Origin of the sequence: Pseudomonas sp. NPDC047961, assembly GCF_050272435.1 — a bacterium.
Taxonomy (GTDB): Bacteria; Pseudomonadota; Gammaproteobacteria; order Pseudomonadales; family Pseudomonadaceae; genus Stutzerimonas.
The window spans coordinates 531,966-549,028 of record NZ_JBNNMD010000002.1 but is presented as its reverse complement, the minus strand read 5'-3'; the positions used below and the strand labels follow the sequence as shown (position 1 = coordinate 549,028).

Here is a 17,063-nt window from a genome sequence, read left to right as displayed (position 1 = left end):
ACTACTGAGAGGCCTACCAAGCGTAACTTAGGCTAGCCGTTACGCGGCGCGGGTCGCCGGCATAGCAGTAGAAGCCGTCGCAGGTGGCTAGGTATTCCTTGTCGAACATATTGTTAGCGTTGATAGCGACACTGGCGCCGCGGAGGCTGCTGTCGACCTGGCCGAGGTCATAGCGAACAGCCGCGTCGTAGACCGTGTACGCGCTTGAATGGCCGTCCGATTCATCACGCACGAAGCCGACGCTCCCTACCGCAATGTTGTCGGTGGCGCCGACGTAACGCGCGCCAATACCAACCCCAAAGCCGGCCAGCGGGCCTGTTGCCCAGTCATAGTCGGCCCAGATCGCTGCTTGATGCTCGGGGGTCAGCGGCAATGGACGGTTCTGGTCCAGTGGGTCGCCGACCTTCGTCATCTTGCTGTTGGCGTAGGTATAGGAAGCCGTCAATTTGAGATTGTCCGTGACGCTACCCGTCGCCTCTAGCTCCAGGCCGCGAACCTGTACTTCGCCGACGGGGGCTGTCACGCCGCTGGTGTTGGTACTGATGATGTCCTGGCGCGTCAGGTCATAAACAGCTGCGCTGAGCAGCAGCTCGCTACCGTTGGGTTGATACTTGATACCGGCCTCATATTGCTTGCCAGTGCTCGGCCGGAAGGTCTGTCCGGCGGTTCCGCCTGCTTCGGCCTGAAAGGACTCGGCATAGGACACATAGGGAACCAGTCCCGATTCGAACACATAGCTCAGAGCCGCGTTACCGCTGAAAGCGCTGTCGCGGCGGCTGTCCTGGGCGTTGCCAGCGTTGTAGAACACCGAGTCGGTGTCTAGCCGATCCCAGCGGCCGCCTAGCGTCAGGCGCCAGGCATCGATGGACATTTGGTCTTGCAGGTATACGCCAGTGTTACGGCGCTTCTGGTTGTAGTCCTGGAAAGCAGCGTAGGCGACGCCGCTAAAGTCTTGGTCGTAGACAGGATTGATGATGTTGCTGGCAGGCGCTGCGCCGTACTGCCAGCGGTAGTTGGTATTCACGCGCTGATGATCGAGACCCAGCAGCACGGTATGGCCAATAACGCCCGTGCTGAAATCCGCCTGGAAGTTGTTATCCACCGCGAAGTGGCTGATGTCCTCGTCGTATACGTTGGCGCCACGCTGCACCGTGCCGTCGTCCGCAACCGCAAAAGCCCATCCGCCTGCGGTGATCGTCTGGGCTTCCAAGTCGATCTTGCTGTAACGCAGATTCTGCCGGAACTGCCAGACATCATTGATGCGGTGCTCGAAGGCATAGCCCAGGGCGTAGTAGCGCTTGTCGTAGAACTCCCAGCTTGGATCGCCCAGGTTCTCGTTGTAGTCGACTTTCCCTGCGGGTGTGCTCAGCTTGGTGCCCTGAAGTGGCAGGAACTGGCTGGTGGCGCCGGTATCGTCGCGGTTGAACTGGCTCAGGAAGGTCAACGTGGTGTCGTTGCTGATGTTCCAGGTCAAACTTGGTGCCAGGTTGAAGCGCTGGTCGTCCATGTGTTCGATGACGGTTCCACTGTCGCGTCCGACGCCGCTGAAGCGATAGAGAAAGCGGCCTTCGTCGTCGATACGACCGGTGGTGTCGAAGCTGATCTGCTTGTGATCGTAGTTACCGACCTGCACCTCCACCTCGCGACTGCTCTCAGCTTGCGGACGGCGGCTGACGGCGTCCACCAGGCCGCCCGGGGGCGTTTGTCCGTAGACCGAAGAGGCCGGGCCGCGCAGGATGGCTACGCGCTCCAAGCTCCAGGTTTCCAGCTTGGGCATGGCATAGGTGCCTTTGATCAGTGGCAGGCCATCAAGCATCTGAATAGGTTCGAAGCCGCGAATTTTCATCCAGTCGGCGCGACTGTCACTGCCGTAGCTGCTGGCGATGACGCCCGGCATGTAGCGCACCGCGTCGTCGAGGCTCTGCACATTGCGGTCTTCCATTTGCTCGCGGGTGGCCACTGAAATCGAGCGAGGGGCTTCAAGTATCGGGGTGTCGGTTTTGCTGCCAACAGCGGTGCGATTCGCCAGATAGCCATCCGCAGGGCCCCAGGCGTCTGCGACGGTCTCGCTGCCTGTAATCACTACTCCTGGCAGAACCATGGCTTCAGCGGAACTGAAGGTTGTCCCCGGCTGAAGGCTGTAACTGCCCGAATCCGTGTGTCGCAGCTCTAGCCCGGTTCCTCGTAGCGCTTCGTGCAGCGCACCTTGGCCATCGAAGCGACCTTGTACCGGCTCGGCCATGCGGTCGCGGGTCAACGCCGGATCGATGCTGAGCACCAGTCCCGCTTCGGCAGCGATACGATTGAGGGTCGAGGCCAGAGGCGCGGCGGGCAGGGAGTACTCGCGAACCTCGCCAGCAGCCGTTTCGCCATTGGACGTCTGGGCCAGTAGTGGCAGTGGCGCGACGGCAATAGCAACGGCCAGAAGGCTGGGGCGGAACAGTGAAAGCGATGGCATTTGTGAATAACTCCCGAATAGGAATATGTCTCAGTTATTCATGAGGCCGGAGGAGAAATGAAAAGTGATAGGGGCAGCTGAAAATATTTTTATAGGGCCTGGAGCTACCGCTGCGATGTGCGCTGCAGTTACTTGTGCGAATCGCTGGCAGGTTGCGCCGGAACGACCTTGACCCACCAATCAGTGTGCCGCTCGATCTGCACCGGTAGGCTGGGTGGCAGGGCTGCCAGCGCGCGGTCGGTGTCGTGCAGCGGAAAACTGCCGCTGATGCGCAGGGATTCGAGGCTCGGGTCGAGGCCGAGGTAACCACGGCGATACTCACCGAGTATGGCTAGCAGCTCGCTCAACGGCAGATCTTCTACCACGAGCATGCCCCGGCTCCAGGCGTCTGCAGCAACCGGTGCTGCCTGATTGTCGTCGAGATGATCGCGGTGCATCAGTACCTGCTCGCCAGCCTGCACAGTGCGACCCGCCTGTAGGCCGCCGGGAAGCGCGGCCACAGCGGATCGGAGTACGACCAGGCGGGTCGCATCACCTTCTCGGCGAACGATGAATCGCGTGCCGAGCGCGCGCAGATCGCCTTGTCCGGTTTCGACGACAAAGGGTCTTGGGTCATTGCCCGGTGCGGTTTCAACAAGCACCTCACCGCTGTGCAGAAACAGCCGGCGCTCTTGCTGATCGAAGCGAATATCCAGTGCGCTGCGGCTGTTCAGCTGAATGTGGCTATTGTCAGCCAGCGTAACGCTCTGCTGTTCCCCGGCGCCGGTGCGTTCGTCAGCTAACCACACCGGCAGCGGCTGCGATTGCAGTGCGATTCCCATGCCCAGCGTGCACAGCAATGCCAGGCCGAGAAGCGCACGACCTACTGTCCGCTGTCCGGAGTGAGCACTGATCTGCAACGCCCTTCGCGCGGATGGGGAATTAATGGTGCCGAGTTGCTGATCGATGCCACCCAGTTGTGCCCAGGCTTTGGCGTGCTCGGCACTTTCACTCAACCAGCTTTGTAGCGCCTTTCGGACCTGAGGGCTCTCGCCACCGTCGCCAAGACGCAGCTGCCAGGCGATGGCCTCATCGAGCACACGGGCCGATACCGGCTGCCGGTCCACACTCATCTAGGCTCACCGTAAACGGCGATATAACACTGGCGCAGAGCCTGGGCGAGGTACTGTCTTACGCGTGGAACGGAGACGCCGAGGCGCGACGCAATTTCGGCGTGGGTCAGGCCGTCCAGGCGGTTATAGAAGAAGGCTGCACGTGCATTAGCCGAGAGCGCACCGAGCATGAGGTTCACTTCGCGCAATGCCTGGAGCACTTGCAGCTGATCCTCGGCGCTGGGTTGCGTGTCTTCCGGCTGCAGTGCCAGCTCATCGAGATAGGTGCGCTCCAGCGCGCTGCGACGAAAATGATCGATCAACAGGCCACGAGCGATCGTCGCCAGCAAAGTGCGTGGCTCACGTAGATCGCCTATATCGTCACGCTTGAGCAGCCGCAGGAAGGTGTCCTGGCTCAGGTCCTCGGCGCGATGAGGACACGCTTGTTGGCGGCGCAGCCAGTTCAACAGCCAATCGCGATGATCGCGATACAGCAAGCCAACGAACTGTTGATGGGTCGACCCAGCCGACAAGCGAATGCTCCAAGGCCGACACCTCGGCCAATAACGAGAACTATTCGCACATGATCGCAAGTTGCCGGCAGCGGTGCAACGAGGATGTTGCGCCGTTCGATCAGGAACCCGGCAAGCCCTATTACATGAACTGAGCCTGCTGCCGTTTGCGCCAGTTGGCCAATCGTTGGCTCATCGCCTCAAGGCTGTCCACGCCCTGTCGACGCGCCTTGCTGAACAGGATCAACGCCAGCTCGGCAGTGGCCAGTGCATCTGCGCTGGCGTGATGGCGTTGCAGAACTTGAAGTCCGAAATGGCTACACCAGTCATCCAGACCGTTTTGTCTGGGTCGGTTGTCGGGGCAAAGCATGGGTGCAACTTCGGCAATGTCGATGAATGGATGGCGCAGCTTGTAGCCTAGCGTCTGTTTTAACGCGCGGGTGAGCATGCGCTGATCGAAACCGGCGTGGAATGCCAGAATCGGGCTGTCGCCAATGAACTCCATCAAATCCAGAAGCGCTTCGGCCGGGTCTTCGCCCGCTTCGAGTTCGCTTGGCGCAATCCCGTGGATCAGCACGCTTTCGCTGACCTTTTGCGCCCGGCGCAACAGCGTCGACTCGTACTGGTCCCCCAGTTGGATGCCGCCTCGCTCGATAACCACCGCACCAATGGAAAGGACGATATCGCGGCGCATGTCGAGACCGCTGGTTTCAAGATCAAGCACCACCATACGCTGCACGTCGAGCGGGCAAAGGTCCAGCGCGGCAGGCGGCACAAGCTGATCACGCCGTTGCAGTTGTTCGAGTTCGAGGATAGGGCCGCGACGTTTGAACCAGGGCATATTCATAACTGGTAGCGGACCGCCAGACTGCTCTGTAGGCGCTGGGCTTGGCGAAAGGATTCGCGCAGGATACGCCGATCCAGGTGATTGAGGGTGTCCGGGTCGAGCCGGTTCGAGTAAGGCCTTCCGTCGCGTGCCTGCTGCTGGTGCTGCTGCATGCGGGTCTGCTGGATGAAATGGTAGGCCTCTTCATAGGCAGCACCATCCTTTCCGTCGATGACATCTTTTTCGACCAGTTGGCGCAATCGATCCAACGTATTGCACGCTGTGATGCCGTGGCCCAGCGCCAGCAGCCGCGCCCCGTCTACGAAGGGTGTCAGGCCCTGCACTTTAAGATCCAGGGTCGCTTTGCCGTCGCCTTTACGGGTCACCACGAAATCGCGAAAACGTCCTACGGGCGGGCGATGACGTAGCGCGTTTTCCGCCATCATGCGCTGGAACAACCGACTGTCGCCGACCTCCTCAAGCATGTTGCTGCGCAGCTGCTCGCACCCCTCGCTGGGACCCCAGATCGCGCGCAGGTCGAAATAAATGGTGCTGCTGAGCAGATTTTCCGGTGTCGATTCCCGAATGAAGCCGCTGAAGCGCCGCTGCCATTCGAGTCGTGAAAGGCACAGCTGCGGGTTGCTGGCCATGATGTTGCCCTTGCACAGGGTGAAGCCACAGGTGTCCAGATCGTGGTTGATGCGCTCTGCAAGCGGCAGCAGGCGGCCCCGGATAGAGGCGGCTTCGGCTGCGTCAGCGGCTTCGAAGAGCATGCCGTTGTCCTGATCGGTATGCAGGGTCTGCTCGCGGCGCCCTTCACTGCCGAAGCACAGCCAGGTGAAAGGGATGCCGGGGTCGCCGAGCAATTCGATGGCCAGTTCGATCACGCGGCAAACCGTATGGTCGTTGAGCAGCGTGATGATGTGCGTGATCTGCGTAGAGGAGGCGCCGTGCGCCAGCATATTGTCGACCAGCTGCAAGATCCGGCTGCGGATGATCACCAGCGTCTCAACGCTGTCGGCGTGCGAAATCGCCTGCGCCAGATGAACCAGGTCGACGCGCTGCAGCGAGAACAGATCGCGCTCGGAAATCACCCCGCTCAGCAGGCCTTTATCGACAACGCAGACGTGAGCGATGTGACGCTCGGTCATGGCGATGGCGGCATCGAAGGCTGTTGCATCCGGCGGGAGATGGAATGGATCCTGCGTCATGAATTCGGCAATCGGGGCGGACAGGTCGGTCGTGCCGGTGCCGATCACGCGGCGCAGATCGCGCAAGGTGAAAATGCCTCGCGGGTGAAATTCGAGGTCGGTAATCACCACGCTGCCAGTGTTGTTTTCGTGCATCAAGGCCACCGCATCGGCCAGTGGCATTGATGGCAGGCAAGAGACCGGATGGTGCAAAGCGAGCTCGCCGATGCGCGTCTCCAGCGAGTATTGCTCGCCCAGGCTCTCCACCGCGCGCATCTGCGCCTGCTGATTGACCAAGTCGAGCAGGCTGCTGACGCCGCGCATGGCGAAGTCACGAAATGCCGCAGATTTGGAGACCAGCTTGACGAAGGCGGGCTTGTTTAGCAGAAAACAGAAGGTGTCTTCAGCGGCGAAGTGCCCGGTGCGGGTGGCACGCTCGCCCATCAAGGCGGCCATCGGAAAGCATTCGCCGACGATCACCTCGAAGGTGGTGTCGGTGCCGCGCTTGCTGGTGTGTGGGCGCTGACCATGAACCCGGCCCTGCTTGATGATGTAGAAGTGCTCGACGACGCCGTCATCAGGCGAAATGATGCAATCGCCTTCGCTGTAAAAGCGCAGCTGGCAGTTCTCAACCAGATAAGCCAGATGGCCTGGTTCCATCTGATTGAACGGCGGGTACTTGCGCAGAAACTCCATGGTTCCGTGGATATTCTGCAGTACGGCGGTTTTGCCTGCCTCGGCGAAAGCATCGGCTTTGCTCATGGTTCGGTTCCATTTTTGCGCCCAATGGTGGGCTGTGGGTCCGGTGGGGCACATTGGACGTAAGTCTAGTCGCCGGCAGACTGTATCGGGCTGACACGGGTCAGCTGAGCGGGCAGGGTTGTAGCAGGATTTTGCGCGCATAAAAAAACCGCCCCGTAGGGCGGTTCTGGTGGCGCGTTCGATTACGGCAGGGTGAACAGCACCTTGACCGAATCGTTGACCGCAGCGCTGTCGACATAGCCGATGGCGTCGGCTTCAGCCGCAACCTTGGCAACCATCGCTGCGTCGTCGGCGACGCTTGGCAATGGCTGGCCCTTGCCGGTGAAGATCAGCCCGGACCAGTACGACTTGAGCTGCGACTCGTTCTTGTTGGTGACGCCTGAATAGAAAGCCTCTTTGGCGGGAGTCCAGCCGGCTTGGTCGACGCCTTTCATGGACTTGTCCTTGCCCAGGAAGATGTTGGCTACGTCGGACTGCGACGGCGCCTTGGAAGCACCGGGATTAACGATGACCGCGACTTCAGCTTGAGCCATGGAAACCATGCCGAGCAGGGCTGCGCTGCCGAGAATGCGAAGGGATGTTTTCATCTAGACGCTCCTCAGAATACGAAATCGACGCCGACGGAAACGATGTCGCCGTCGTAGTTGCGGGCGGGGGCGCCACGGGTGCCAGCGCTGAGGTCATACACTGCGTTGTTGAAGACTTCCTGGGCGTTGCGGGTGAACACACCGTCATAACCATTTTTGGTGTCCACGCGCTTGTACTCCCCCTTGACCACGACGGTCGGGGCGGCCTGGTAGTTCAGCCCCAGCGTCCAGGAGGACTGACGACCACCGTTGTCGTCCAGCTGTGCATAAGTCACGTGCGGCAGGAAATCACCGAAGCGACGGCCACCCATCAAGTAGAAGGAATCAATCGACTCCATGTTGTCGTTCTCGATCATGCGTGAGGTCCATTCGTTGCTGCTGACCCAGACGCCGTTGTCGTACTGGTAGCCGATCGAGGTGAACTTACCTTTTTCCTTGTCCAGAGCGAGCAGGCTCAGTGGAGCCCTGACGCCCGGCGCCACAGTGACCGTGCCGTTGATATCCGTCTTGATATCCGCTTCGACATAGCCGACGCGCAGCGTACCGAAATCATTGGTGGCCAGGCTGACGCTGGCGCCGAACAGGTTGCCGTAGTCAATATCGAACTGCTCGTCATAGGCGTAGTAGTCACGATTCTTGGCCTGACCACCCGCGACCTGGATGGTCACCGAGCCGTAGGACAGCGGTACGGTATAGACCGCATCGACGCCTTCGTAATTGGTCACCTGGACCTGGCTGTACACCTCGTCAGGCAGGCGCAGCCAAGGGTAGCTGTAGCCGACGTCGAGGCTTTCGGAATACATGTAGACCGGGCTGCGCAGGCGGCCGGCGCGGAGCATCAGTTGATCGGTGGTCTGCCACGAGAGGTAGGCCCACTCCAGGTTGGCTTTCCACTCATCCTGCTGTGCCTTGGCAGTGGCCTGAACGGTCACGCCGACGGTGTCGGTGATGCCGTAGCTCAGCTGGGCGCCGAACTTGGACAGTTGGTCGCCGCGCCAGGAGTCGTTGGTTTGGCCTTGCACACCATAGCTGCGGCCATCGTCTTCACCACCCAGATGGGTGATACCGACGGTGCCGAAACCATTGAAGCGGTGCTCGCCTTGCTCGAGGGCGAAGGCTTGAGTGGTCGCCAGGCAGACGGCTGCCAGGCCGATAACACGTACTGCGGTCATCAGGGTGCTCCTAAAATCAATTTAAACGCGGAATTGGGCCGTGGCCGCACGCAGGTGATCGCCCGTGCTGACCAGTTGCTCGCCCAGTCGGGCGGTGGCTTCGGCGCCGTTTGCGGTTGCTTTTGCGTCCTGCTGCAACACTTGGGTTTCTTGTTGGATGGAACTCGACAGGCCGATCTGCTCTTGAGTGAACTGGGCGATCCCGGCGTTGAGTTCGTCGATCTGGTTGACGGTGCGGGCGATGGTCTCGAGCAGTTGGGTCGCTTCCACCGAGCGCTCGATGCTGGCGCGTGATTTCTCGCCATTGCTGTTCATCACGTTGAGCACCGTGTTGGCGCTGCTTTGCAGACGCTGGATGATCTGCTGAATCTCTGCTGTCGAAGCGGCGGTTTTCTGCGCCAGGTTACGCACCTCGTCAGCCACCACGGCGAAGCCGCGACCCTGTTCACCTGCGCGGGCGGCTTCGATGGCGGCGTTCAGCGCGAGCAGGTTGGTCTGTTCGGCGATGCTGCGGATCACCGTGAGTACGGAGCCGACTTCCTGGGTTTCTTCCTCGAGCTGTTCCATGGCCTTGACCGCGCCCATCACGCTGTCACCCAGGTCGCTGATGCCGGTGGACAGGCTGCCGACATGCTCACGTGCAGTGGCGGCCTGGCGCGCGGCGGAGTTGGCTTCATTGGAAGCCTGCTGCGAACGCTGCGCGACCTCCTGAATGCTGCCGGTCATGGTGAGGATGTCGCGGGTGATGGAGTCGGTGTGGTGCTGCTGCGATTTGGCGTTTTCTTCCGAGCCCTGGGTCAGGTTGTAGAGTTCTTTCGATACCTGGCCGAGCGGGCTGGCCGCCTCGATGATCTGGCGAATCGTGCGCTGCAGCTTGTCGAGAAAGCCATTGAACAGCTCGATCATGGCGCCGATTTCGTCGTTCGATTCGACGTTCACGCGTTGCGTCAGGTCGCCATCGCCGCGTGCAATGGATTGCAGCGAGGCAATCACGCCGCGCACGTTGGCCATCACGCTGCGTATCACCAGCCAGGCGCCGAGACTGACCACCACGATCAGCACTACGCTGAGGATGATGCCCAGGCGTGTGGTGGCTTCGTTGGCTTCACGGGTTTCGGCCAGGGTTTGCTGGAAATCCTGATAGGCACCGGTGCGGAAGTCAGATGCGAGTTTCTGAGCCTGAGCGAGATCGCTGGCCATACGGTCCAGACTCGGTCGCAGATCATCGAACGACGCACTGCCATCGATCAGCTTCGCTGAAGCATCGAGCGCATTGTCGGCGTAAGTCTTGACTGCATTGCGCCACTCGTTGAGCGCCTGTAGCCGTTGCGGTTGAGCGTTCAGGAGCGTAACGAGCGCCTGTTGCTGCGCATCGATTTCGCTGAGTACTTGGCGTGCTTCGTCGAGAATGCCCGGCTCGCCCGCTGCCACGCCATTGTTTAGCAGGCCGGGTATACGGGAAAACTGGAAGATCACCGCGTCGGTTTTTTCCAGTGTGGGATAGCTCTGAGTTTCGATGCTGACCAGGCGTGAATCCGTCGCAGAAAGCTGCAGCGAGGTATAGCCGACATAAAGGATCAGCCCGAGCAGGGCGACGGCAGGAACCAGCGACAGCTTCGCGGTTAGCGAGAAATTTTTGAACATGCAACGACTCCACGGCGGGGTGGCGGATACTACGAGAAGGCGACTAGTAGCGGAGTGCCATCTATCTGAAATATTGTGACTAGAATTGGTGTTCGAGTCACGTTATCGGATGTCGCAGGCATAACTTGAGCGCCGCTCAGCTGAAACAAGGCATAAAAAAACCGCCCCGTGGGGCGGTTCAGTCTCAGCAGCAGTGCGGGTTACAGGCCGTTCTTGGCCTTGAACTCGCGGCGGCGGCGATGCAGCACCGGCTCGGTGTAGCCGTTCGGCTGCTTGGTGCCTTCAAGGACCAGCTCCAGGGCGGCTTTGAAGGCCACGCTGTTGTCGAAGTCCGGCGCCATTGGGCGGTACAGCGGGTCGCCCTGGTTCTGGCGGTCGACTACCGGCGCCATGCGCTTGAGGCTTTCGACCACCTGATCCTTGGTCACCACGCCGTGGCGCATCCAGTTGGCCACGTGCTGGCTGGAAATACGCAGGGTGGCGCGGTCTTCCATCAGCGCGATGTCGTTGATGTCCGGCACCTTGGAGCAGCCGACGCCCTGTTCGACCCAGCGAACCATGTAGCCGAGGATGCCCTGCGAGTTGTTGTCCAGCTCGTTGCGCTTCTCTTCCTCGCTCCAGTTGGTGTCTTGCGCCAGCGGGATGGTGAGGATGTCGTCGATGGAAGCCTTCTCGCGCTTGGCCAGCTCGACCTGACGCGCCTGCACGTCGACCTTGTGGTAGTGCATGGCATGAAGGGTGGCAGCGGTCGGCGACGGAACCCAGGCGGTGTTAGCGCCGGCCATGGGATGACCGATCTTCTGCTCGAGCATCGCGGCCATCAGGTCAGGCATGGCCCACATGCCCTTTCCGATCTGCGCCTTGCCCTGCAGGCCGCAGGCCAGGCCCACGTCGACGTTGTTGTTCTCGTAGGCGCTGATCCACTTCTCGGACTTCATGGCAGCCTTGCGTACTACCGGGCCGGCTTCCATGGAGGTGTGTATCTCGTCGCCGGTGCGGTCGAGGAAGCCGGTGTTGATGAACACCACACGCTCACGCGCCTCCTTGATGCAGGCCTTGAGGTTGATCGTGGTGCGACGCTCCTCGTCCATGATGCCGACCTTCAAGGTGTTGCGCGGCAGACCGAGGACGTCCTCGACGCGGCCGAACAGTTCGGTGGCGAAGGCCACTTCTTCCGGGCCGTGCATCTTCGGCTTGACGATGTACATCGAGCCGGTGCGGGTGTTCTTGCGGCTGGTGTTGCCCTTGAGGTTGTGGATCGCGGCCAGGCTGGTGAACAGACCGTCCATGATGCCTTCGGGGACTTCGTTGCCGTCCTTGTCGAGGATGGCATCGTTGGTCATCAGGTGACCTACGTTGCGGATGAACAGCAGCGAGCGGCCATGCAGGGTCAGCTCACCGTTGCCGTCGGCCTGGGTGTAGACGCGGTCCGGGTTCATGGCGCGGGTGATGCGCTTGCCGCCCTTGTCCAGTTCCTCGGCCAGATCGCCCTTCATCAGGCCGAGCCAGTTGCGGTAGACGATGGTCTTGTCATCGGCATCGACCGCAGCAATCGAGTCTTCGCAGTCCATGATGGTCGTCAGTGCCGATTCCATCAGAACGTCCTTCACGCCGGCTGCATCGGTCTGGCCGATGGGGCTGGACGGGTCGATCTGGATTTCGAAGTGGATGCCGTTGTGCTTGAGCAGCACGGCGATCGGTGCGTTGGCGTCGCCCTGGAAGCCGCGCAGTTGCGCTGGGTTCTGCAGGGCGGTGGTGCTGCCATCCTTCAACGAGACGACCAGTTTGCCAGCATCGATGCGGTAGCCAGTGGAGTCGGCATGCGAGCCAGTTACCAACGGAGCGGCTTCGTCGAGGAAGGCGCGGGCATAGGCGATGACCTTGTTGCCGCGAACTTCGTTGTAGCCGGGGCCTTTGCTGGCGCCATCTTCTTCGGAGATCACATCGGTGCCGTAGAGCGCGTCATACAGCGAGCCCCAGCGCGCATTGGCGGCGTTGAGGGCGAAGCGCGCATTCATGATCGGCACCACCAGCTGCGGGCCGGCCATGCTGGCGATTTCTTCGTCAACGTTCTGGGTAGTGGCCTGGAAGTCTTCGGCTTCCGGCAGCAGGTAGCCGATTTCCTGCAGAAAGGATTTGTAGGCCGCGGCATCGTGGGCCTGACCGGCACGCGCCTGGTGCCAGGCGTCGATCTGGGCTTGCAGGTCGTCACGCTTGGCCAGCAGCGCGCGATTCTTTGGCGCCAGGTCATGGATGACGCTGGAAGCGCCGGCCCAGAAGGCATCGGCATCAACGCCGGTACCAGGAATCGCTTCGTTGTTCACGAAGTCGTACAGGACTTTGGCGACCTGCAGGCCACCGACTTGAACGCGCTCAGTCATTACTCGCCTCACTTGGTTCTTCTTCAAATCCGTCGGACAGTTTCTTCTTGTAGTCCGGGTCGACGGATACTACATGAAGCCGTTCGGAAAATCAGTCCGCCACACGGCGCAAGCTCAAGGCCCTGAATATCGCTCATCCGGCAGTCGGCACTCTGCGTACCGGCCTCTTAAATACGGCGTTGGCGACGTTTGTTCTATACCTATGGAGTCGCACGCCACGGGAGCGGTCCATTACTCTCAGCAGTCGTACGGCCAACGCCGCTTGCCGTAGTTCTCTATTAAAGGAGCCACAGATGGATCATCTCGTTCTTACCGTGATTGCCGAGGACCAGCCGGGGCTGGTCGAATGCCTGGCCAAGTGCATCGCCGACCATGGGGGCAACTGGCTGGAGAGCCGCATGTCGCGTATGGCGGGCCAGTTCGCCGGAATTCTGCGGGTCGCGGTGCCGGCTCAGGCCCACGCCGATCTCAGGGAAGCCCTGCAGCAGCTTGAGCAACAGGGTATCCGGGTGCTCGTTGCCCAAAGCGGCGCGGAGCCTGAACGGCACTGGCAGATGATTCAGCTGCAGCTGGTGGGCAACGACCGCGCGGGCATCGTCCGTGATATCACCCAGTTGCTTGCCCGTCACGGCGTCAATCTGGAAAGCCTGGACACCGACGTTCTGCCCGCGCCGATGACCAACGAGTTGCTGTTCCGGGCTGATGCGCGGTTGGCCGTGCCGAGTGAACTGTCCTTGGACGAGCTGCAGGAACACTTGGAAATGCTGGCCGACGACCTGATGGTGGAGTTGAAACTGCAGCCTGCCGATTGACTTGCCGTTAGCGCATGGCACCTTTACGCATCACGCGCCAGGCGTCGTAGCTGTACACGGCGAGTCCCGCCCATATGCAGACAAAGGCCAGCTGGCGATCGGCCGGGAAGGGCTCGTCGAACACCCATACCGCGAGCAGCAGCAGCAACGTGGGCGTGATGTACTGCAGGAAGCCCAGGGTCGAGTAGGGCAGATGCCTGGCCGCTGCGTTGAAGCACAGCAGCGGCAGCAGCGTGACCGGCCCGGCAGCTACCAGCCACAGCGCCTGCGGCTCGGTCCAGAACGACCATTCAGTGCTTGGGCCAGTGCCGAAGAAAAACAACCAACCCAGCGCGATTGGCAACAGCAGCCAGGTTTCCACCACCAAGCCCGGCAGGGCGGCGACCGGCGCCTGCTTGCGCAACAGGCCATAGCTGCCAAAGCTCAGCGCCAGCGCGATCGACACCCAGGGAAAGTCGCCGAGGGTGATCAGCTGCAGCAGCACGCCGACAGCCGCCATCGCCACGGCCAGCCATTGCAGCGGGCGCAGGCGCTCGCGCAACACGATAAGCCCCAGCAGCACATTGACCAGCGGATTGATGTAGTAGCCCAGGCTCGCCTCGAGCATGTGATCGTGGTTCACCGCCCAGACGTAGATCAGCCAGTTACTGGCGATCAGCACGCTGGAAATCATCAGCACACCGATCCGCCGCGGATGGGCAAGCAACTCCTGCCACCAACCTGCGTGGCGCCAGAGGCTCAGCACCAGCGTGCCGAACAGCGCCGACCAGATGGCCCTTTGAGTAACGATTTCCAGCGCCGCGTACTGCTCGATGGACTTGAAGTAGAGCGGGAACAGGCCCCAGATGGAAAAGGTCATCAGACCCAGTAGGTAACCCTTGCGCAGATCGGCGGTGGCCATGGCTGTCCTGAAAGCGGGGCGGCGGAGAGCCGGCCATTTTGCGCCCTGATGCAGGCATTTGTCTGCTGCGCAGACCGCCCCGGGCGCCTTCTGGAAGCATTCGCAAACACCCGAGGTTGAACGCGCCCGCCTGCAACCCGTCTCAAAGTGGACGACTTGGGGTCGCCGCTGCGACTCGACAGCCACACGAGGTGTTCGATGAAACTGCAGAACAAGGTCGCCCTGGTTACCGGCAGCACCCAGGGCATCGGCCGCGGCATAGCCATACGCCTGGCGAAGGAAGGCGCCGATTTGGTTATCAATGGGCGACATGATGACGACCAGGCGCGCGAAACACTCGAGCAGGTGCGGGCCCAAGGGCATCGGGTCTGCTTTATCGCCGCGGATGTTGCAGAACCTGCCAATTGCTATCGGCTGGTTGAGCAGGCCGTCGAGCAGATGGGCCGCCTGGACATTCTGGTCAATAACGCCGGGGTGCAGAAACACGACGCCTTTCTCGATGTGAGCGAGGCGGACTACAACCAGGTGCTGAACGTCAATCTGCGCGGCCCATTTTTCCTGTCCCAGGCGTTTGCCCGGCACCTGCGCGACACCGGGCGAGGCGGGCGGATCATCAACAACAGCTCAGTTCACGAGGAGCTGCCATTTCCCAATTTCAGTGCCTACTGCTCCAGCAAGGGCGGTCTGAAAATGCTGACGCGTAACCTGGCGATCGAACTGGCACCGCTGGGGATCACGGTCAACAACGTCGCGCCCGGCGCGATCGAGACGCCAATCAATCAGACGCTGATGAACGAACCGGAAAAACTCGCCGGGCTGCTTGAGAACATCCCGGCCAAGCGTTTGGGGCAGCCGCACGATGTGGCGGGTGCAGTGGCCTTTCTCGCCTCGAACGACGCCGACTACGTCACCGGCACTACACTGGTGATAGATGGTGGACTGCTATGGAATTACAGCGAGCAATGACCGATATCCCTTCGAGCGACTTCGATTACGACACTCGTGCGGTTTCGGCCGCCGATACCCTGACCCCCGCGGACCGTTACCAGGAACTGTTCGTGGCGGTGCAGATGCAGCGGGTGTTTGCTGACAGCAAGACCTTTGTCGACTGCGCCCCGCGACAGCATCCGGAGCGCATTCTCGAAGCTTATCGGGCGCAGAATAGCCAGCCCGGCTTCGATCTACGTGGATTTGTGCTGGAGCACTTCGAGGTCTACCAGCGACAGCCAACCGAGTTCGTCGCCAACCCCGACGATACCCTGGCTGAGCACATCGACCGGCTCTGGCCAGTGCTGACCCGCCACCCGCGCCAGCACCCGGAATTCTCCTCGCTGCTGCCGCTGCCCCACGACTACGTGGTGCCGGGCGGTCGTTTTACCGAGCTGTATTACTGGGATTCCTACTTCACCATGCTCGGCCTGGATGAGAGTGGGCATTGCGAGCTGCTGCGATCAATGGCGGACAATTTCGCCTACCTGATCGATACCTACGGCCATGTGCCCAATGGCAACCGCTCGTATTACCTGAGCCGCTCGCAGCCGCCGGTTTTCGCGTTGATGACCGACCTGTTCGAGGAGTCCGGCGTGCATCGCGCCAACGATTACCTCCCGCAGTTGCGCAAGGAGCACGCGTTCTGGACCGATGGGGACGATCAGTTGCGTCCCGGAGAATCCCATCGTCGCTGCGTTTGTCTGGCCGATGGCAGCGTACTCAATCGCTATTGGGATGAACGGGACACGCCGCGCGAGGAGTCCTATCTCGAAGACGTCGAAACGGCGCGTTCATCCAGCCGGCCCGCGCATGAGGTCTATCGCGACCTGCGAGCCGGTGCAGAGTCCGGCTGGGATTTCAGTTCGCGCTGGCTGGGCGATCCTCAGCGGCTCTCGAGCATTCGCACCACGCAGATCATTCCGGTGGACCTGAACAGCTTTCTCTACAACCTTGAGCGACAGATCGCCCGTCTCAGCCGCGCTAAGGGCCAACATGACTGTGCCGAGGCGTTCCGTCTGCGTGCCGAAAAGCGTCTGGCTGCGATCGATCATTACTTGTGGAGCGAGCAGCACGGCGCCTATTTCGACTACGACTGGTGCCTCGCAAAACCTAGGGACAACCTTACCGCTGCCACCCTGACGCCGCTGTTCGTCAAGCTTGCCAGTGCCGAGCAGGCGGCGCGGGTGGCTGAAGTGGTTCGCGAACGGCTGCTCGCCCCCGGCGGACTGTCCACCACCGAGGTCGGCGGCAGTGGTGAGCAGTGGGACCGCCCGAACGGCTGGGCGCCGCTGCAATGGATGGGCATCCGTGGGCTGCAACACTATGGTCACGATGCACTGGCACTGCAGATCGAAGAGCGCTGGCTGAAGATCGTCTCGCTGCTGTTTGAAAGCGAGAGCAAGCTGGTGGAGAAGTATGTGCTGCGGCCCTGCACCGAGCACGCCGGCGGTGGTGAATACCCGTTGCAGGACGGCTTCGGCTGGACCAATGGCGTGACTCGCAAGCTGATGCAGGCCGACCCGTCTCATGAAGCTCACCGTTGCCGAGCCGGCCGCTGCCGGGTGGAGTGAGCAGGGCGGACAGCTGCCGAGACTGTAGCGGGTCGGCAGCTCTGCCATTTGCGAGCCAGCGTTCCTACTCAACGAGACAGGATGCCTTTTGTAGGAGCGAGCTTGCTCGCAAAGCGTTGGGAGATGCCGGCAGCTAAGTTACCCGCTTGCCAGAGCGCGTTTGCCG

Annotated in this window: 13 protein-coding genes; 3 read left to right on the top strand and 10 right to left on the bottom strand. The window is 61.1% G+C overall.

Going from position 1 to position 17,063, the window contains the following annotated elements:
* Window positions 1-13: 13 nt before the first annotated feature.
* The 9 genes from ACQKIK_RS08785 to ACQKIK_RS08745 all read right to left on the bottom strand — a co-directional run bounded on the left by ACQKIK_RS08785 (window position 14) and on the right by ACQKIK_RS08745 (window position 12,623).
* A complete protein-coding gene (locus ACQKIK_RS08785) occupies window positions 14-2,458 on the bottom strand; it encodes a TonB-dependent siderophore receptor (protein ID WP_499135633.1) in 2,445 nt (814 codons plus the stop codon).
* 128 nt (window positions 2,459-2,586) lie between these two features.
* Entirely contained in the window at window positions 2,587-3,570 is a 984-nt protein-coding gene (locus tag ACQKIK_RS08780; RefSeq protein WP_499135632.1) for a FecR family protein, read from the bottom strand.
* Window positions 3,567-4,082: an RNA polymerase sigma factor gene (locus tag ACQKIK_RS08775; protein WP_045423826.1), complete on the bottom strand. Its 516-nt coding sequence runs from the start codon at window positions 4,080-4,082 to the stop codon at window positions 3,567-3,569. The genes ACQKIK_RS08780 and ACQKIK_RS08775 overlap by 4 nt, the downstream gene beginning before the upstream one ends.
* A gap of 121 nt (window positions 4,083-4,203) precedes the next feature.
* Window positions 4,204-4,908: a 3'-5' exonuclease gene (locus ACQKIK_RS08770; RefSeq protein WP_045423828.1), complete on the bottom strand. Its 705-nt coding sequence runs from the start codon at window positions 4,906-4,908 to the stop codon at window positions 4,204-4,206.
* Window positions 4,905-6,839: a putative nucleotidyltransferase substrate binding domain-containing protein gene (locus ACQKIK_RS08765; protein WP_499135631.1), complete on the bottom strand. Its 1,935-nt coding sequence runs from the start codon at window positions 6,837-6,839 to the stop codon at window positions 4,905-4,907. Before ACQKIK_RS08765 ends, ACQKIK_RS08770 begins: the two co-directional genes overlap by 4 nt.
* A 182-nt stretch (window positions 6,840-7,021) precedes the next feature.
* A complete protein-coding gene (locus ACQKIK_RS08760; protein ID WP_127840303.1) occupies window positions 7,022-7,426 on the bottom strand; it encodes a type 2 periplasmic-binding domain-containing protein in 405 nt (134 codons plus the stop codon).
* A gap of 11 nt (window positions 7,427-7,437) precedes the next feature.
* On the bottom strand, window positions 7,438-8,598 hold the full coding sequence (locus ACQKIK_RS08755) for a hypothetical protein (RefSeq protein WP_499135630.1): 1,161 nt from the start codon (window positions 8,596-8,598) through the stop codon (window positions 7,438-7,440).
* Between the two features lie 21 nt (window positions 8,599-8,619).
* Complete coding sequence (locus tag ACQKIK_RS08750) at window positions 8,620-10,242, bottom strand: methyl-accepting chemotaxis protein (protein WP_499135629.1); 1,623 nt, start codon at window positions 10,240-10,242, stop codon at window positions 8,620-8,622.
* A gap of 200 nt (window positions 10,243-10,442) precedes the next feature.
* Window positions 10,443-12,623 carry a malate synthase G gene (locus tag ACQKIK_RS08745; RefSeq protein ID WP_499135627.1) on the bottom strand — a complete coding sequence of 727 codons (2,181 nt, stop codon included), beginning with the start codon at window positions 12,621-12,623 and terminating at the stop codon, window positions 10,443-10,445.
* 293 nt (window positions 12,624-12,916) lie between these two features.
* Here ACQKIK_RS08745 and ACQKIK_RS08740 point away from each other — a divergent pair, with 293 nt between their 5' ends.
* Window positions 12,917-13,435, top strand: a complete 519-nt coding sequence (locus tag ACQKIK_RS08740; RefSeq protein ID WP_499135626.1) for a glycine cleavage system transcriptional repressor — start codon at window positions 12,917-12,919, stop codon at window positions 13,433-13,435.
* A gap of 7 nt (window positions 13,436-13,442) precedes the next feature.
* Here the strand turns inward: ACQKIK_RS08740 and rarD are convergent, their stop codons facing one another.
* Window positions 13,443-14,336, bottom strand: a complete 894-nt coding sequence (gene rarD, locus ACQKIK_RS08735; protein WP_045423842.1) for an EamA family transporter RarD — start codon at window positions 14,334-14,336, stop codon at window positions 13,443-13,445.
* A gap of 198 nt (window positions 14,337-14,534) precedes the next feature.
* Between rarD and ACQKIK_RS08730 the strand changes: the two genes are divergently transcribed.
* Both ACQKIK_RS08730 and treF read left to right on the top strand, forming a co-directional pair.
* Window positions 14,535-15,302 carry an SDR family oxidoreductase gene (locus ACQKIK_RS08730; protein WP_499135625.1) on the top strand — a complete coding sequence of 256 codons (768 nt, stop codon included), beginning with the start codon at window positions 14,535-14,537 and terminating at the stop codon, window positions 15,300-15,302.
* A complete protein-coding gene (treF, locus tag ACQKIK_RS08725) occupies window positions 15,299-16,897 on the top strand; it encodes an alpha,alpha-trehalase TreF (RefSeq protein ID WP_499135895.1) in 1,599 nt (532 codons plus the stop codon). Before ACQKIK_RS08730 ends, treF begins: the two co-directional genes overlap by 4 nt.
* Window positions 16,898-17,063 lie beyond the last annotated feature (166 nt).

What these genes read in the sequence shown, in the direction of transcription:
- ACQKIK_RS08785 (WP_499135633.1), bottom strand. Translation starts at nt 2,458, where the DNA reads ATGCCATCGCTTTCACTGTTCCGCCCCAGCCTTCTGGCCGTTGCTATT.
- ACQKIK_RS08780 (WP_499135632.1), bottom strand. Translation starts at nt 3,570, where the DNA reads ATGAGTGTGGACCGGCAGCCGGTATCGGCCCGTGTGCTCGATGAGGCC.
- ACQKIK_RS08770 (WP_045423828.1), bottom strand. Translation starts at nt 4,908, where the DNA reads ATGAATATGCCCTGGTTCAAACGTCGCGGCCCTATCCTCGAACTCGAA.
- ACQKIK_RS08765 (WP_499135631.1), bottom strand. Translation starts at nt 6,839, where the DNA reads ATGAGCAAAGCCGATGCTTTCGCCGAGGCAGGCAAAACCGCCGTACTG.
- ACQKIK_RS08760 (WP_127840303.1), bottom strand. Translation starts at nt 7,426, where the DNA reads ATGAAAACATCCCTTCGCATTCTCGGCAGCGCAGCCCTGCTCGGCATG.
- ACQKIK_RS08755 (WP_499135630.1), bottom strand. Translation starts at nt 8,598, where the DNA reads ATGACCGCAGTACGTGTTATCGGCCTGGCAGCCGTCTGCCTGGCGACC.
- ACQKIK_RS08750 (WP_499135629.1), bottom strand. Translation starts at nt 10,242, where the DNA reads ATGTTCAAAAATTTCTCGCTAACCGCGAAGCTGTCGCTGGTTCCTGCC.
- ACQKIK_RS08745 (WP_499135627.1), bottom strand. Translation starts at nt 12,623, where the DNA reads ATGACTGAGCGCGTTCAAGTCGGTGGCCTGCAGGTCGCCAAAGTCCTG.
- ACQKIK_RS08740 (WP_499135626.1), top strand. Translation starts at nt 12,917, where the DNA reads ATGGATCATCTCGTTCTTACCGTGATTGCCGAGGACCAGCCGGGGCTG.
- rarD (WP_045423842.1), bottom strand. Translation starts at nt 14,336, where the DNA reads ATGGCCACCGCCGATCTGCGCAAGGGTTACCTACTGGGTCTGATGACC.
- ACQKIK_RS08730 (WP_499135625.1), top strand. Translation starts at nt 14,535, where the DNA reads ATGAAACTGCAGAACAAGGTCGCCCTGGTTACCGGCAGCACCCAGGGC.
- treF (WP_499135895.1), top strand. Translation starts at nt 15,299, where the DNA reads ATGACCGATATCCCTTCGAGCGACTTCGATTACGACACTCGTGCGGTT.